This window comes from Massilia sp. Root351, assembly GCF_001425045.1.
In the GTDB taxonomy this organism is placed as follows: Bacteria; Pseudomonadota; Gammaproteobacteria; order Burkholderiales; family Burkholderiaceae_D; genus Rugamonas.
Genome location: NZ_LMDJ01000036.1, coordinates 171,115 through 185,651 on the forward strand (window position 1 = coordinate 171,115; position 14,537 = coordinate 185,651).

The following is a 14,537-nucleotide window of genomic DNA, read 5'->3' on the forward strand; positions in this document are numbered from 1 at the left end:
CTGGATACCTGCCCGATGAAACTCTTCAGTTTGCTTGCCCTGTCCGCCCTCGCTGCTGGAAACGCCTTGGCGGCCCAAAGCCAATGCCACGGCCGCGTGGCCAGCGGACGGCTCGAAGGCGGCGTGCAATTGGCGGCCAAGGGCGTGAATTTTTCCTCCTACAGCGCGCTGGCGGCATCCGCCGGACGCACCTATGCGCATTCCCGGGTGGCGCGCATCGTGGAGGACGCCTACGCCGCGCTGGCGGCGTCGCGCCCGGAGACGCACTACGTCTACGGCGAGGTCGGGCTGAAGAACGGCGGGCCGTTCAAGCCGCACAAAACGCACCAGACCGGCACCTCGGTGGACTTCTTCATGCCGGTCCTGGGGGCGGACGGCCAATCGGCCATGCTGCCATCGAATCCGCTGAACCGCTTCGGCTATGACATCGAGTTCGACGCCCAGGGCCGCTACGGCGCATACCGCATCGACTTCGCGGCCCTGGCGGATCACCTGCACGCGCTGCGCCAGGCCGCGCTGGCGCAGGAGGCGGACCTGGCGCTGGTGATCGTCGATCCGCGCTACCTGCCGCAGCTGATGGCGACGCCGCGCGGCGCGTATCTGCGCCAGCACTTGCGCTTCATGAAATCCAGCCCCTGGGTGCGGCACGACGAGCACTATCACGTGGATTTCGCCGTCCCCTGCCAACCCTGAACCATCTGCACCACAACCTTGCCCCTGGCCCGGCCCTGCTCGAGATAGGCCAGCCCCTCTTGCACCTGTGCGAACGGAAACACCTTGTCGATCACCGGGCGCAGGCGCGCACGCTGCAGCAGCTCGCCGATCTCGGCCAGCTGGCGGCCGTCGGGACGCACGAACATGAAGGAGTAGCGCGCGTCGCGCCGCTGCACGAGGCGCCTGATCTTGCGGCTCAACAGGCCGAACACGAAGCGCATCAGCACATTCATGCCGCGTGCGCGCGCGAAGGCGGCATCCGGCGGGCCGACCAGCGAGACCAGCGCGCCATCGGGATTGAGTATGCCCACGGCCTTTTCCAGCCCTTCGCCCTTGACCGTTGCGAGCACGGCATCGTAGTTCTCCAGTACGCGCTCGAACTCTTCCTTCCTGTAGTCGACCACCTCGTCGGCGCCCAGGCTGCGCACCAGCTCCAGGTTCGCGGTGCTGGTGGTGGTGCCGACCCTGGCGCCGAGGTGCTTGGCCAGCTGGATGGCGAACGTGCCAATGCCGCCCGATCCGGCCGGGATGAACACCTTCTGCCCCGGGCGCAACTGGATGCGCTCTTGCAGCGCTTGCCAGCAGGTGAGCCCCACCATGGGAACCGAGGCCGCCTGCACGAAGTCCAGATTGGCCGGCTTGTGCGCTGCGGCGGATTCGGGCACGGCGACCAGTTCAGCCAGCGAGCCCACGCCCAGGTCGAACACGCTGGCGAACACCGCGTCACCCGCCTTGAAGCGGCTCACGCGGCTGCCCACCTGCAGCACCACGCCGGCCAGGTCGCTGCCCATGGTGGCGGGCAGCTTGAGCTTGATGATGGGCTTGAACATGCCCTTCGAAATCATGTTGTCGACCGGATTGAGGCCGGCAGCGTGCACCTGCACCAGGATTTCATCCGGTTTGACCAGTGGCCGGGGGACATCGGACAGCTCGAGATTGCCGGCGCCGCCGTAGCGTTTCAGGACGAGTGCTTTCATTTTTCACCTGTGCTCAAGCTGCCAGCGCCGGATAATCCGTGTAACCCTGCTCGCCCGGCGTGTAGAAGGTGCCCGGGTCGGGCGCGTTCAGTGGCTGGTCCAGGCGCATGCGCTCGACCAGGTCGGGATTGGCCAGGAAGGCGCGGCCCATCGCGATCAGGTCCGCCCGGCCCTCGGCCAGCGCGCGCTCCGCGCTCTCCTTGCCGAAGCCGCCCGCCAGGATGAACGGTCCCTTGAATGCCGCCCGCAGGCCGGCCTTGAGCTCGGCCGGGACCTGCGGCGCGCCCAGCGCCGAGTGGTCCAGCACGTGCACGTACATCAGGCCCAGTGCCGACAGTTCCTGCACCAGCGCGCGGTACTGCTGGTCCACGCCATCGTAGCCGCCAGTGGCGTTGAACACGCCATATGGCGAGAGGCGGATGCCGACGCGTTCGGCGCCGATCTCGTTCGCGGCGGCGCGTGCCACTTCCAGCACCAGCCGGTTGCGTCCCTCGGAAGAGCCGCCGTAGTTGTCGCTGCGGCGGTTCACGTTGGCGTTCAGGAATTGCTCCAGCAAATAGCCGTTGGCGGCGTGCAGTTCGATTCCGTCGAAGCCGGCGGCAAGCGCCAGGCGCGCGGCGGTGGCGAACTCCCTGACCGTGGCCGCGATGTCGGCGTCGGTCATCGCGCGCGGCGCGGTATGCGGCTGGCTGCCCTGGCTGTCGGTCCACATCTCGCCCGGGCAAGTCTGGCCCGACGGTCCCAGCACTTCAGCGCCGGCCGGCAGGTTGGCCTGGTGGCTCACGCGGCCGGTGTGCATCAGTTGCACCACGATCTTGCCGCCCTTGGCGTGCACCGCTTCGGTCACCAGCTTCCAGCCCTGCACCTGGCTGTCGTTGAACAGGCCGGGTATGCGCGCGTAGCCCAGCCCGTTCGGCGACGGCGAGGTGCCCTCGGTGATGATCAGGCCGGCGCCGGCGCGCTGGCCGTAGTAGGTGGCCATCAGGCTGTTCGAGGTGTTGTTGTGCACGGCGCGGCTGCGGGTGAGCGGCGACATCACGGCGCGGTTCTTCAGCACGGTGGCGCGCAGGGAGTAGGCGTCAAATAACATGGCAGTATCCTTGATCGGGTTCAGTTGAATCAGTGCGGCAGCAGGCGCGGAGCGACCTTGCCGGTTTGCGACGCATCGAACAGCGCCACGCGGGCAGTCTCGAAACGTTCGATCGCTTCCGCATCGGCCACGGAAGGCAGGGTGAGCTGCTCGCCCTGGTCGAGCGCGCGCAAGGCGGCGTCCACCATGTCGCCGGTCTGCATTACGGTGGCAGGGTCGAGCGCGGCCAGCGGCACGCCGGAGTTGTCCCAGACCTCAGTGGCCGTGGCGGCGGGCAGCACCACCTGCACCTTGACGCCGGTGTCGGCCAGTTCCTGCTGCAGGCCGCGGCTGAACGCCACCACGAAGGCCTTGGTGCCGCTGTAGACCGCGCTGAACGGCAGCGTGTGCAAGCCCAAGACCGAAGCGATGTTGATGATGACGCCTTCCTTGCGCGAGATCATTCCGGGCAGCGCCGCATGCGTCAGGCGGGTCAGCGCCGTGATGTTGAGGGCGATCTGGGACAGGGAGTCCTGCACCGGGCTGGCCTGCAGCGGAGCAAGGCGGGCCAGCCCGGCATTGTTGACCAGGATGCTGACCGCCGGGCCGCTGGCCAGGACTTGCTCGACGCGCGCCAGGCCCTGTTCCGTTTCCAGGTCGGCCACCAGCGTGTCGACCCGGACGCCGTGCGCGCCGGTGAGCCGGGCGGCCAGCGCTTGCAGGCGCTCGGCGCGGCGCGCCACCAGCACCAGGTCGTAACCGCGCCGGGCCAGGCGGTCCGCGTACACCTCGCCGATGCCAGACGACGCGCCGGTGATCACTGCAATTTGCTTACTCATGGCATTCCCTCTCAGATTTATGAATATGATGCTCATCATATTATTGTCGAAAAAAAAGTCTGGCTGGCTTACTTCGCAGATTAATTCTGATAAACCAACCAGATGATGGTCATCATATACTGATTTCCTGAAGCGTGCACAGCCTTCGTTGCGTGTAAGCCCGGTGTAAGCAATCTGTAAGCATGCTGGAACATTCTTGCAATTCAGTTATCAGTAACTTGACACACAGGAGGTACCCCGCCGCGTCGCCCCGTATCACTTCGCCTCAGATCTCATCGCATCAGGATTTATCGGCTTGTTCCATGTACAAAATTACAACAGGAGACACACGATGAAGAAGATCGACACCCCAGCCAAGCAGTCCCTCAGCACCCGCCGCAAGTTTCTGGGCAACGCCGCCGCCGGCACCGCAGGCGCAGCGCTCGCCCTGCCAATGATCGCCACCGCCCAAGCGCCCACCCAGCTGCGCTTCCAGAGCACCTGGCCGAGCAAGGATATCTTCCACGAATACGCGGGCGACTTCGCCAAGAAGGTCAACGACATGACCGGCGGCGAGCTGAAAATCGAAGTGCTGCCGGCCGGCTCGGTGGTGCCTGCCTTCGGCCTGCTGGACGCGGTGTCGAAAGGCACGCTGGACGGCGGCCACGGCGTGATGGGCTACAACTACGGCAAGCAGAGCGCCATCGCGCTGTGGACTTCCGGCCCGGTGTTCGGCATGGATGCGAACATGGTGCTGGCCTGGCATAAATATGGCGGCGGCAAGGAGCTGCTGGTCAAGCTGTATTCGTCGATCGGCGCCAACGTGGTGTCCTTCCTGACCGGCCCCATGCCTACCCAGCCGCTGGGCTGGTTCAAAAAACCGATCACCAAGAAGGACGACCTGAAGGGCCTGAAGTTCCGCACCAACGGCCTGGCCATCGACCTGTTCACCGCCATGGGCGCGGCGGTCAACGCACTGCCCGGCGGCGAGATCGTGCCCGCCATGGACCGTGGCCTGCTGGACGGCGCGGAGTTCAACAACGCCACGTCCGACCGCCTGCTGGGCTTCCCGGACGTCTCCAAGGTGTGCATGCTGCAAAGCTTCCACCAAAGCTCGGAGCAGTTCGAGATCACCTTCAACAAGACCAAGTACGATGCCCTGCCGGCCAAGATGAAGGCCATCATCGACAACGCCGTCGAGGCGGCGTCGGCCGACATGTCGTGGAAGGCGATCGACCGCTATTCCAAGGACTACGGCGAACTGCAGTCGAAAGACGGCGTGAAGTTCTACAAGACGCCGGACGCCCTGCTGCAGGAGCAGTTGAAAATATGGGACGAGGTGGTGGCCAAGAAAGGCGCCGACAATCCGCTGTTCCGCGAGGTTGAAAAGTCGCAGCGCGCATTTGCGGCGCGCGCCATGAAGTGGGACATGGACACCAACAATCCGCGCCGCATGGCGTACAACCACTACTTCGGCAGGAAGGCCTGACAGCGGGACCGGCAGCACCCGGCGCGCGCCATAGCCGGCCGCGCCGGCCCGCGCGCTGGCGCATGCCACGCGCGCCCACACCTTGTTCCGGAGTCCCTGCATGCAGAACGTTCTGTTTTTCATCGACCGGGTAAGCAGCTGGATCGGCCAGGCCTTTTCCTGGCTGATTGTCGTGCTCACCTTCCTCATCTCCTGGGAAGTGTTCGCGCGCTACGCGCTGAACCGCCCCAACCCCTGGGCTTTCGACCTGATGATCATGATGTACGGCGCCGCCTTCATGATGGCGGGCGCCTACACGCTGGCAAAGAACGGCCACGTGCGCGGCGACGTGCTGTACAGCTTCTTCCCGCCCCGGCTGCAGGCCGGACTGGACCTGGTGCTGTACATCGCCTTCTTCATTCCCGGCGTGGTGGCGCTGGTGTGGGCCGGCTACACCTACGCGGCCGAGTCGCTGGCCATCAACGAGCATTCCACGCTGACCGCGAACGGTCCGCCGCTGTATCCCTTCAAGATGGTGATCCCGCTGTCCGGCGCGCTGCTGCTGATGCAGGGCGCGGTGGAGATCGTGCGCTGCGTGCTGTGCCTGCGCGATGGCGCATGGCCTTCGCGCGAGCCGGATGTCGAGGAAGTGGACGTCGACAAGCTCAAGGAAATGGTGCACGCGGACGATCTTGGAGAACAAAAATGAGGAAAGAGATCTGGTTCGGCCTGTCGATGCTGATCGGCATCGTCATCGCCCTGTTCGCGCTGATGCCGGCGCCGGCCGACATGACCAACGGCCACGTCGGCCTGCTGATGCTCGCCCTGGTGGTGGTAGCCATCATGCTGGGCTTCCCCACTGCGTTCACGCTGATGGGCATGGGGGTGCTGTTCGCCTGGTACGCCTTTCATAGCCGCGATCCCAACCAGGCCATCCAGCTGACGCTGGACCTGATGGTGCAGCGCGCCTACTCCGTGATGGCGAACGACGTGCTCATCTCGATCCCGCTGTTCGTCTTCATGGGTTACCTGGTGGAGCGCGCCAACCTGATCGAGAAGCTGTTCAAGAGCCTGCACATCGCCATGGCGCGCGTGCCCGGTTCGCTGGCGGTGGCCACCATCGTCACCTGCGCCATCTTTGCCACCGCCACCGGCATCGTCGGCGCGGTGGTCACACTGATGGGCCTTCTGGCCCTGCCCGCCATGCTGAAGGCCGGCTACAGCACCCAGCTGTCGGCGGGCGCCATCACCGCCGGCGGCTGCCTGGGCATCCTGATCCCGCCATCGGTGCTGCTGATCGTGTACGGCGCCACCGCCGGGGTGTCGGTGGTCAAGCTGTACGCGGGCGCGCTGTTCCCCGGCGTCATGCTGGCCGTGCTGTATGTGGGCTACGTCATGCTGGTGGCCAAACTCAAGCCCAGCGCGGCGCCGCCGCTCACTGCCGAAGAACGCAGCGTGGCCCTGCCGCCGTTCGCGCAAGCCATCACCGCGTCCAGGCGGACGATGGCCGTGCCGGGACTGGCCGCAGCGCTGGCGCAGGCGGCTCCGGCGCCGGCGGGCGCGAGCAAGCGCACGCTGATGCAGCAGCTGTTTATCGCGCTGCTGCCCGCGCTGGCGTTCGCCGCCTTCATGGGGGTGAGCTATGGCATCGTCACCAAACCTGCCGCGCCGCCCAGCGAACTGGTGGAGATGGGCAGCGCGCAGGATCTGAGTTCGTCCGGCAGCGACGCAGGCGGCCTTGCGGAGCCGCCGCCGGAAGGCGGCCTGGAAGAACCGCCGGCAAACAACGACCTGGCCGAGCCGCCCGGCACGGAGGCGCCGCAGCCGGCAAGCGATACGGCGACCGGCACGGCAGGCGCTGCAGCCGGACCGGGCAGCTCCGCCGCCACGCCGCCAGCGGGAGCCGCAACGGCACGCAACGGCGCAGCGGCCACCGCCGCCGCCCCGGCGGACGCGCCGCAGCCCAAGCCGGCGCCGGCCGGCTACTGGATCGCGCTGGGAATCGGCACGGTGGCGCTGCTGCTGTTCTACGCCTACTTCTCCTTCGCCCGCCTGGAGATCCTGAAAATGCTGATGGGATCCCTGTTCCCGCTGGCGTTCATGATCCTGGCGGTATTGGGCAGCATCGTGTTCGGCTTCGCCACCCCCACCGAGGCGGCGGCCATGGGCGCGCTGGGCGGCATGGTGCTGGCGGTCGCCTACCGCCGTTTCAACATCGGCATGCTGCGCGAGTCGGCCCACCTCACCGCCAAGACCAGCGCCATGGTGTGCTGGCTGTTCGTCGGCTCGAGCATCTTCTCGGCCGCGTTCGCGCTGCTGGGCGGGCAGGAGCTGATCAACAGCTGGGTGCTGGGCATGGACCTGACGCCGGTGCAGTTCATGCTGCTGGCGCAGGTCATCATCTTCCTGCTCGGCTGGCCGCTGGAGTGGACCGAGATCATCGTGATCTTCATGCCCATCTTCATACCGCTGCTGGGCCACTTCAACATCGACCCGCTGTTCTTCGGCCTGCTGGTGGCGATGAACCTGCAGACCGCCTTCCTGTCCCCGCCGGTGGCGATGTCGGCCTTCTACCTGAAGGGCGTGGCGCCGCCGCACGTGACCCTGAACCAGATCTTCCTCGGCATGCTGCCCTTCATGGCGATCCAGGTGCTGGGCGTGTTCCTGCTGTACATGTTCCCCGCAATCGGGTTGTGGCTGCCGGGAGTGCTGTACAACTAGCTTGCGGCGGGGCTGGCGGTTCAGCCCTGCTGCAGCGTCTTGATGATGCGGTCCTCGGACCGCTCCCCGGCGCCCGCGTTGCTGGTCTTGCTCTCCTTGCGGGCGATCATCAGGCGGTCGCCCGCCAGCGCATACACGCTCTGCTCTTCCTGCTTGAATTCGAAGCTCACCACCACGAAGGCGCGCCCGGTGGCGTGCAGATTCAGGCTGCTGGCCATGGGCGTGCCGTCGGCGCCTATCCACACCTCCAGCGAACCGCTGAAGTCCTTGATGTATTTGCGGTCACGGTCGCTGAGCGTGGTCACGGGCACATTGAAGGTCAGCTGGCGCGCCGGCTTGCCGCCGTAGGCGGCGGCCTTCTCGCTCTTGAAGGTGCCGCGCTCCAGCTGGCGCGCCAGGCCTTCGGCGGCGGACACCATGGGCCGCAAATCGTCCGGCCCCAGCTCGCGCATGGCGTACAAGGTCGGCGTCCTGGCGTTGGGATTTTTGGCGACAGCCTGCTGCTCGCCGTCCATGCGGGACAGCAAGTCGCGGCTATATTGCAGGCGCATGCCCTGGCTGCCGTCTTCCAGCGCCACGGCGGCATGGCCCGAGAATTCCTCGGCATCCTTTCCCTCGCCGGTACGGCGCCAGGTCCTGGTCTCAAGCGTGGCCTTGAGCGGCGTTTGCGCCTGCAAGCGGGCCAGGGCGCCTTTCAGGTCGGCCAGGCCGTCGGCGCGGGCGGGGACAGCCGCCATGGTGGCCAGGGCGGCCATGCAGCAAGCGCCCAGGACAGCGCGGGACATCATGCGGCCTCCCGTGCCAGCTGCCCGGACAGCCGGCCGGCGGCCATGGTCACGGTGCGGCCGCAGCGCGCGGCGATCTTGCTGTCGTGCGTTACCAGCACCAGCGTCGAGCCGCGTTCCCGGTTCAGGGTAAACATCAGCTGCATCACGGCCTCGCCGGTGGCCGCATCCAGGCTGCCGGTAGGCTCGTCGGCGAACAGCAGCGGCGGCTCGGTGACGAACGCGCGCGCCAGCGCCACGCGCTGCTGCTCGCCGCCGGACAGGTATTTCGGATAGTGCCGCAGGCGGGTGGACAGCCCCACCCGCTCCAGCATCGCCTCCGCCTTCGCCCGCGCATGCCCTTCGCCGCGCAGCTCCATCGGCAGCATCACGTTCTCCACCGCAGTCAAGTGCGGCAGCAGCTGGAAGGACTGGAACACGAAGCCCAGCTTGGCCTGGCGGAACACGGCACGGCCGTCTTCGTCAAGCGCGAAGATGTCGCTGCCGTCCAGCCGCACGGTGCCGCTGCTGGGCGTATCGAGGCCGGCCAGGATGCCCAGCAGCGTGGACTTGCCGGAGCCCGACGCGCCGACAATGGCCAGCGTCTCGCCGGCCCGGGCGCTGAAGTTCACGTCGTCGAGTATGGTCAGCTCGCCGGTGGCGTCGGCTACGCGCTTGCCCAGGCCGCGCACTTCTATGATGGACTGCATTTGCATCTCCTTAAGCTTGCCGCAGCGTGAGCAGCGGCGGTTGATTCAATACGTTGCGCAGGCCCAGCCAGCCGCCGGCGACGGCGCTGGCCGATCCCGCCGCCAGGCCCGCCGCCCACAACAGCAGTGGCCAGCGCCAGGGCAGTTCGAATACGAAGCGCGCCAGCGCCCAGCTGCACAGCGTGGCGCATGCCGCCGCCAGCAGACCGGCCAGTGCACCGGTGAGCAGGTGCTCCATCCACTGCGCGCGCGCCAGCTGGCTGCGGGTGGCGCCCAGCGCGCGCAGCAAGGCTGCCTGGCGCTTGCGCTCATCTTGCGATCCGGCCAGTGCAGCGTACAGCACCAGCAGGCCGGACGCGAGCGTGAAGAGGAACAGGAATTCCACTGCCACGCTCACTTGCGCCAGCGCCGCCTGCATCTGGCGCACCAGGAAGCCAAAATCGAACACTGTGACATTGGGGAAGTCCTGTGCCAGGCGGTCGGCCACCTTGCGGTCATTGTCAGACACGTGGAAAGCCGCGCCGTAAGTGCGCGGCAGGCCTTGCGCCGCCACGCTGTTCAGCATGAACTCGAAACTGGGCGCGCGCGCGCGGCGGTCCGTGCTGCGCACGCTGCTCACCACGGTTTGCAGCGGCAGGCCGCCGGCATCGAAACTCAGGCTGTCGCCAGGCTGGATGCCGAATGCCTGCGCAATGCCCTCGTCGGGCGATGCTTCAGCCTTGTTCGACGTGGGATCGAACCAGCGGCCGGCGATGACCGTGTCGGCGGCAGGCAGCGCGGCGGCGGTGGACAGGTCCACGTCCGCGTGGCCGAGCGCTTCCTTGTTGTCCTTGCCACGCACCGGCTTGCCGTTGACCGCCAGCAGGCGCGCGCGGATGCTGGGGTGCAGTGCCGGGCTGCCGTAGTGCTGCAGCCGCGAGGCGACATCCTGCACCTGGTCCGGCTGCACGTTGACGATGAAGTGGTTGGGGGCATTGGCCGGGGTAGCGGCTTGCCATGCGTCCAGCAGATCGCCGCGCACCACAGTCAGCAACAGCGGCGCCGTCAAGCCGATGGCCAATGCGACGGTTTGCGCGACGCTGGCGCCGGGCCGGCGCTGCAACGCGGTGACGGCGAAGCGCCAGGCCGGGTTGCCGAATGCGCCGCGCAGGCGGCCCAGCGCTTTCAGGGCCAGCCAGGCTGCGGCGGCGAACAGCAGGGCCGCCAGCAGGAAGCCGGCCGCGCTGACGGCGCCGAGGGCGGCGTCGCCGGTAATCCACAGCATCAGGCCGCAGAACATGATGGCGCCCAAGGCGCATGCGGCCAGCGTGGCGCCGCGCGGCGCGTGCCGTTCGCGGCGCAGCAATTGCGCATGCGGCACGTCGCGCAACTGGAGCAGCGGCGGCAGCGCGAAGCCGGCCAGCAGGATCAAGCCTGCAGCCAGGCTTTGCAAGGCGGGCGCCCAGCCGGCGGCAGGCAAGCCGGCCGGCAGCAATGGCTCCAGCCATGCCAGCAACAGCAAGTGGCCGGCGTAGCCGGCCAGCACGCCGGCAGCGCTGCCGGCCAGGCCCAGCACCAGGAATTCGGTCAGGTAGAGCCGCAGTACCTGGGACTGGCGCAAGCCGAGGCAGCGCAGCATGGCGCAGGCGTCAATGTGGCGCAGCATGTAGCGCCGCGCGGCCATGGCGATGGCGGCTGCCGCCAGCATGGCTGTCAGCAGGCTGACCAGGGACAGGAAAGCGCTGGCGCGGTCCAGCGTCTGGCCCAGGGCGGCGCTGCTGTCCTTGACGGTCTGGATGCGCACATTGCTGCTGTCGGCGGCGGCGAGGCGGGCTTGCAGGGCGGCGCGGAAGGCTTCCACGGCGGCCGGCTCGCCAGCCAGCAGCAGGCCGTAGGTGGCGCGCACACCGGGCGCGAGCAGGCCGGTGGCGGGCAGGTCCCGCTCGGCCAGCATCACGCGCGGCGACAGGTTGACAGGGGAAAAGCGGCGGTCCGGCTCGACGGCAATCACGCGGGCGACGGCAAATTCCGCGTCGCCGACGCGCAGCTTGCCGCCGCTATGCAGCGCGAGCCGGCTGGCGAGGGCGGGATCGATCCAGGCCGTGCCGGGCGCCGGAGGCTCGGCCGCAGCGGCGGGCGCGCTGGCCGGGGCGAACGCCAGCGCGCCGCGCAAGGGGTAGCCATCGGACACGCCCTTGAGCGATACGAGCTGCGAACGCGCCTCATCGCCCTGCCCCGCCGTGGCCATGCTGACCATGGAGGTGGTGGCCGCAGCGCGCAGGCCGCGCGCCGCGGCGTCCGCGCGCAGGGCTGGATCGAGCGGCGCGTCGGAACTCACCAGCAGATCAGCCGCCAGCGCCTGCCTGGCGTCGCGCTGCATGCCGTTGCGGATGCGGTCGGCGAAGAAGCCCACCGCCGACAGGGCGGCAACCGACACCACCAGCGCCGCCAGCAGCAGATGCAGCTCCCCCGCGCGCCAGTCGCGCGCCGTCATTTTCAGTGTCAAACCAGGCATGGCGTTCCTTGGATCTCAGCAGGATGCCAGCTTATCAATATGCGCACTGCCACCGCAGCAGTTTGCGACGAAGCGGCAATAGCTGCGACGAACGGCAAAACAGCCGCCTTACACCGCCTTGAAGTGGCGCACGCGGGCGCGGCTGACCGGCCGCCTCAGCGCGCCTGCTCCGCGCACACCGACTCGATCATGCTGCACAGCTGCGGGTACTGGTGCTGCGCCAGCATGGCCTCCACCGCCAGCACGGTGTCGCCGTGGTCGGCGCGGAAGGCTTCCAGCAGCTGCAGTGCGCGCGCCGGATACAGCAGATGCAGCGCCTCGCGCATGGCCACCAGCACCTCGTATGGCAGCAGCGCCAGGCGCGCCTCGGTCAGCGGTGCGCGCTGGGCCGGCGGCAGCCGCTGGCGGCGCCGGAAGCGCACGCCCAGCTGCTGCTCGAGCACCTGGAACAGCCGATCCTGCTCGATGGGCTTGCACAGGAACTCGTCGGCGCCGGCCGCCAGCGCTTCGCGCCGCTCCTCCTCGAAAGCATGGGCGGTCATCATCACCACGCGCGGCTGCGCCAGCGCCGCCTCGGCGCGCAGCTGGCGTATCACCGCCAGCCCGTCCAGGCCCGGCATGCGCCAGTCCATGAACACCAGCGCCGGGGTTGCGCGCCGCAGCGCCGCCAGCCCGGCGGCGCCATCGTCCGCCAGCTCCACCTCGAAGCCCAACGGCGACAGCAGGCTGTCGATCAGGTGGCGGCTGTCCTCATTGTCGTCCACCACCAGGATGCGGCGCCCGCGCTGCGACGCTTCCAGCGCCTCCACCACGTTCAGCGCCTCGCCCGGCACATAATCCGCCCCCGACACGTCGATGGTGAAGCGGAACTCGGCGCCCCGGCCCAGTTCAGACTCCACCTCCAGCGCACCGCCCATCATGCGCACGAACTCGCGCGAAATGGTCAGTCCCAGGCCGGTGCCTTCCTGCGCGCCGGTGTTGTCGGTCTGGACGAAAGGCTCGAAGATGCGCTGCTGGTCCGCCTTGGCGATCCCCTTGCCGGTGTCGCGCACCGAGAACGACAGCCGGTGGCGCCCGCCCGCCAGCGGCTGCGCGCGCGCGATCAGCATCACGCTGCCCTGCTGCGCGAACTTCACCGCGTTCGACACCAGGTTGAGCAGCACCTGGCGCAGCCGCGCGCCGTCCATCTGCACCGCGGCGGGCAGGCCGTGGCAGTCCAGCGTCATGTGCAGGCCCGCCTGGCGCGCGCGCGCGCCCAGCATGTCCATCACCTCGCGCAGCACGCCCTCCACCGCCACCACGGTGGACTGCAGCGTGATGCGGCCGGCCTCGATCTTGGACAGCTCCAGCAAGTCGTTGATCAGGGTGAGCAGGTGCTGGCCCGAACGGTTGATCACGCCCAGGTTGCGCTTCTCTTCCTCCGTCATGGATTGCGAGTCCGCCAGCAGGCGCGAAAAGCCGATGACCGAATGCAGCGGCGTGCGCAACTCGTGGCTCATGGTGGCCAGGAACACGCTCTTGGCGCGGTTGGCCGCCTTCGCCTCCGTGACCGCCACCGACAGCGCCTCGGTGCGTTCGGCCACCAGTTCCTCCAGGTGGTTGCGGTGGCGCCGCAGCTCCTCCTCCGCCTGCTTGATGTCGGTGATGTCGTAATTCACGCCCACCAGGCGCCGCAGCGCGCCGCCGGCGTCGCGGAAGGCCTTGCCGGCCGCCTTGATGTGGCGCAGCTGGCCGTCCGGCCAGCGGATGCGAAACTCGACCGTGTAATGCCGCTCGCCGCGCTGCACCTCCGCCACCAGGCGGTTCACGCGCGCCAGGTCTTCCGGCAGCAGGCGCTGCTCCCACGCCGTCAGCGTGTTGTCGAACCCGCCCTGCGGCACGGCGTACTGGCGGTGCATCTCGCGGTCCCACAGCAGCTGGTTGGTGTCCACGTCCCAGTCCCAGATGCCGATATGGGCCGCGTCGGTGGCGATCGCCAGGCGCTCCTCGCTGGCCTGCATGGCGCTGTAGCGCTGGTCCAGCAGCGCCACCATTTCCAGGATCGATTCGTTCAGCGTTTTCAGTTCGCCCAGGAACAGCGACTGGTGCGGTCCCTTGCCGGCGCCATCGCCCGCCTTCACGCTGGCGGCGTACTCGCCCACCAGTTTCAGCGGTTTCAGCATCAGGTACCACAACAGCAGGTACACGCCCAGCACCAGCGTGACATCCAGCGCCACGATGGCGAAACCGAGCGCGATGCGGCGCTCGCGCAAGGTCTGCAGCACGTACTGCGGCGTGACATACATTTTCACCACGCCGATTTCGCGGCCCGCCATGCGGATCTGGCGTTCGGCCGTGCGCAGCGCAGGGATGTCCGGCGGCTGCGCCACCTGCTCCAGCACGCCCTGCGCATTGCGCAGGAAAACGAACTGCATCTTGTTGCTGAGGGTGACGGAGCAGCCGTACAGGTCGCGGTTATTCAGGCTGGCCCTGACGATGGCGACAATCTGCCTGTCGTCGAAGTTCCAGGCCGGCAGCGCGATGGCGGCGGTCAGCTGGTCGGCGCTGGCGTCGAGCTCCCGGTGCAGGCCGCGCCAGCGCTCGTCGCGCTCCTGGTTGTACGACAGCACCGCGAACGCCAGCAGCACCACCGTCACCAGGGCCGCCAGCGCCAGGCTGACGATCAGCGCGATGGACACGCGGCGGTTGGCGATGCGCTGCAACAGCGCGCGCGGCAAGCAGGTGTCCGCCAGGCGCGCGGCACAACGCCGCGCCGCCAGCGTGCAGCGATCCGCCAAGTTTGAAACTGTCCCCATGATCCCG

General features: G+C 67.9%; 11 protein-coding genes. 4 read left to right on the plus strand and 7 right to left on the minus strand.

The genetic code is table 11. From position 1 onward, the window contains the following. Positions 1–66: 66 nt before the first annotated feature. Positions 67–693: a penicillin-insensitive murein endopeptidase gene (locus ASD15_RS30720; protein ID WP_229418399.1), complete on the plus strand. Its 627-nt coding sequence runs from the start codon at positions 67–69 to the stop codon at positions 691–693. On the opposite strand, the gene ASD15_RS30725 is transcribed toward ASD15_RS30720, so the two are convergent. From ASD15_RS30725 to ASD15_RS30735, 3 genes are read right to left on the minus strand one after another with little or no spacing between them, the layout of a single operon-like run. Then, positions 660–1,691, minus strand: coding sequence for an NADP-dependent oxidoreductase (locus ASD15_RS30725; RefSeq protein WP_057158869.1), 1,032 nt, complete (start codon positions 1,689–1,691; stop codon positions 660–662). The genes ASD15_RS30720 and ASD15_RS30725 overlap by 34 nt on opposite strands. Positions 1,692–1,704: 13 nt before the next feature. After that, on the minus strand, positions 1,705–2,781 hold the full coding sequence (locus tag ASD15_RS30730; protein WP_057158870.1) for an alkene reductase: 1,077 nt from the start codon (positions 2,779–2,781) through the stop codon (positions 1,705–1,707). 29 nt (positions 2,782–2,810) lie between these two features. Then, complete coding sequence (locus ASD15_RS30735) at positions 2,811–3,599, minus strand: SDR family oxidoreductase (protein WP_057158871.1); 789 nt, start codon at positions 3,597–3,599, stop codon at positions 2,811–2,813. 331 nt (positions 3,600–3,930) lie between these two features. Between ASD15_RS30735 and ASD15_RS30740 the strand changes: the two genes are divergently transcribed. The 3 genes from ASD15_RS30740 to ASD15_RS30750 all read left to right on the plus strand — a co-directional run bounded on the left by ASD15_RS30740 (position 3,931) and on the right by ASD15_RS30750 (position 7,767). After that, positions 3,931–5,067 (plus strand): TRAP transporter substrate-binding protein, encoded by a 1,137-nt coding sequence (locus tag ASD15_RS30740; protein ID WP_057158872.1) that lies wholly within the window; start codon positions 3,931–3,933, stop codon positions 5,065–5,067. Positions 5,068–5,167: 100 nt separating this feature from the next. After that, positions 5,168–5,755 (plus strand): TRAP transporter small permease subunit, encoded by a 588-nt coding sequence (locus tag ASD15_RS30745; protein ID WP_057158873.1) that lies wholly within the window; start codon positions 5,168–5,170, stop codon positions 5,753–5,755. Continuing rightward, on the plus strand, positions 5,752–7,767 hold the full coding sequence (locus ASD15_RS30750; protein WP_057158874.1) for a TRAP transporter large permease subunit: 2,016 nt from the start codon (positions 5,752–5,754) through the stop codon (positions 7,765–7,767). Before ASD15_RS30745 ends, ASD15_RS30750 begins: the two co-directional genes overlap by 4 nt. Positions 7,768–7,787: 20 nt before the next feature. Here ASD15_RS30750 and ASD15_RS30755 read toward each other — a convergent pair whose 3' ends face one another. The 4 genes from ASD15_RS30755 to ASD15_RS30770 all read right to left on the minus strand — a co-directional run bounded on the left by ASD15_RS30755 (position 7,788) and on the right by ASD15_RS30770 (position 14,530). Then, positions 7,788–8,555: a hypothetical protein gene (locus tag ASD15_RS30755; protein WP_229418400.1), complete on the minus strand. Its 768-nt coding sequence runs from the start codon at positions 8,553–8,555 to the stop codon at positions 7,788–7,790. Further along, a complete protein-coding gene (locus tag ASD15_RS30760; RefSeq protein ID WP_057158875.1) occupies positions 8,552–9,241 on the minus strand; it encodes an ABC transporter ATP-binding protein in 690 nt (229 codons plus the stop codon). The genes ASD15_RS30755 and ASD15_RS30760 overlap by 4 nt, the downstream gene beginning before the upstream one ends. A 10-nt stretch (positions 9,242–9,251) precedes the next feature. After that, positions 9,252–11,735, minus strand: a complete 2,484-nt coding sequence (locus tag ASD15_RS30765) for an ABC transporter permease (RefSeq protein WP_057158876.1) — start codon at positions 11,733–11,735, stop codon at positions 9,252–9,254. Positions 11,736–11,890: 155 nt separating this feature from the next. Then, a complete protein-coding gene (locus tag ASD15_RS30770; RefSeq protein WP_157201210.1) occupies positions 11,891–14,530 on the minus strand; it encodes an ATP-binding protein in 2,640 nt (879 codons plus the stop codon). Positions 14,531–14,537: the final 7 nt, after the last annotated feature.

What these genes read in the sequence shown, in the direction of transcription:
- ASD15_RS30725 (WP_057158869.1), bottom strand. Translation starts at nt 1,691, where the DNA reads ATGAAAGCACTCGTCCTGAAACGCTACGGCGGCGCCGGCAATCTCGAG.
- ASD15_RS30730 (WP_057158870.1), bottom strand. Translation starts at nt 2,781, where the DNA reads ATGTTATTTGACGCCTACTCCCTGCGCGCCACCGTGCTGAAGAACCGC.
- ASD15_RS30735 (WP_057158871.1), bottom strand. Translation starts at nt 3,599, where the DNA reads ATGAGTAAGCAAATTGCAGTGATCACCGGCGCGTCGTCTGGCATCGGC.
- ASD15_RS30740 (WP_057158872.1), top strand. Translation starts at nt 3,931, where the DNA reads ATGAAGAAGATCGACACCCCAGCCAAGCAGTCCCTCAGCACCCGCCGC.
- ASD15_RS30745 (WP_057158873.1), top strand. Translation starts at nt 5,168, where the DNA reads ATGCAGAACGTTCTGTTTTTCATCGACCGGGTAAGCAGCTGGATCGGC.
- ASD15_RS30750 (WP_057158874.1), top strand. Translation starts at nt 5,752, where the DNA reads ATGAGGAAAGAGATCTGGTTCGGCCTGTCGATGCTGATCGGCATCGTC.
- ASD15_RS30755 (WP_229418400.1), bottom strand. Translation starts at nt 8,555, where the DNA reads ATGATGTCCCGCGCTGTCCTGGGCGCTTGCTGCATGGCCGCCCTGGCC.
- ASD15_RS30760 (WP_057158875.1), bottom strand. Translation starts at nt 9,241, where the DNA reads ATGCAGTCCATCATAGAAGTGCGCGGCCTGGGCAAGCGCGTAGCCGAC.
- ASD15_RS30765 (WP_057158876.1), bottom strand. Translation starts at nt 11,735, where the DNA reads ATGCCTGGTTTGACACTGAAAATGACGGCGCGCGACTGGCGCGCGGGG.
- ASD15_RS30770 (WP_157201210.1), bottom strand. Translation starts at nt 14,530, where the DNA reads ATGGGGACAGTTTCAAACTTGGCGGATCGCTGCACGCTGGCGGCGCGG.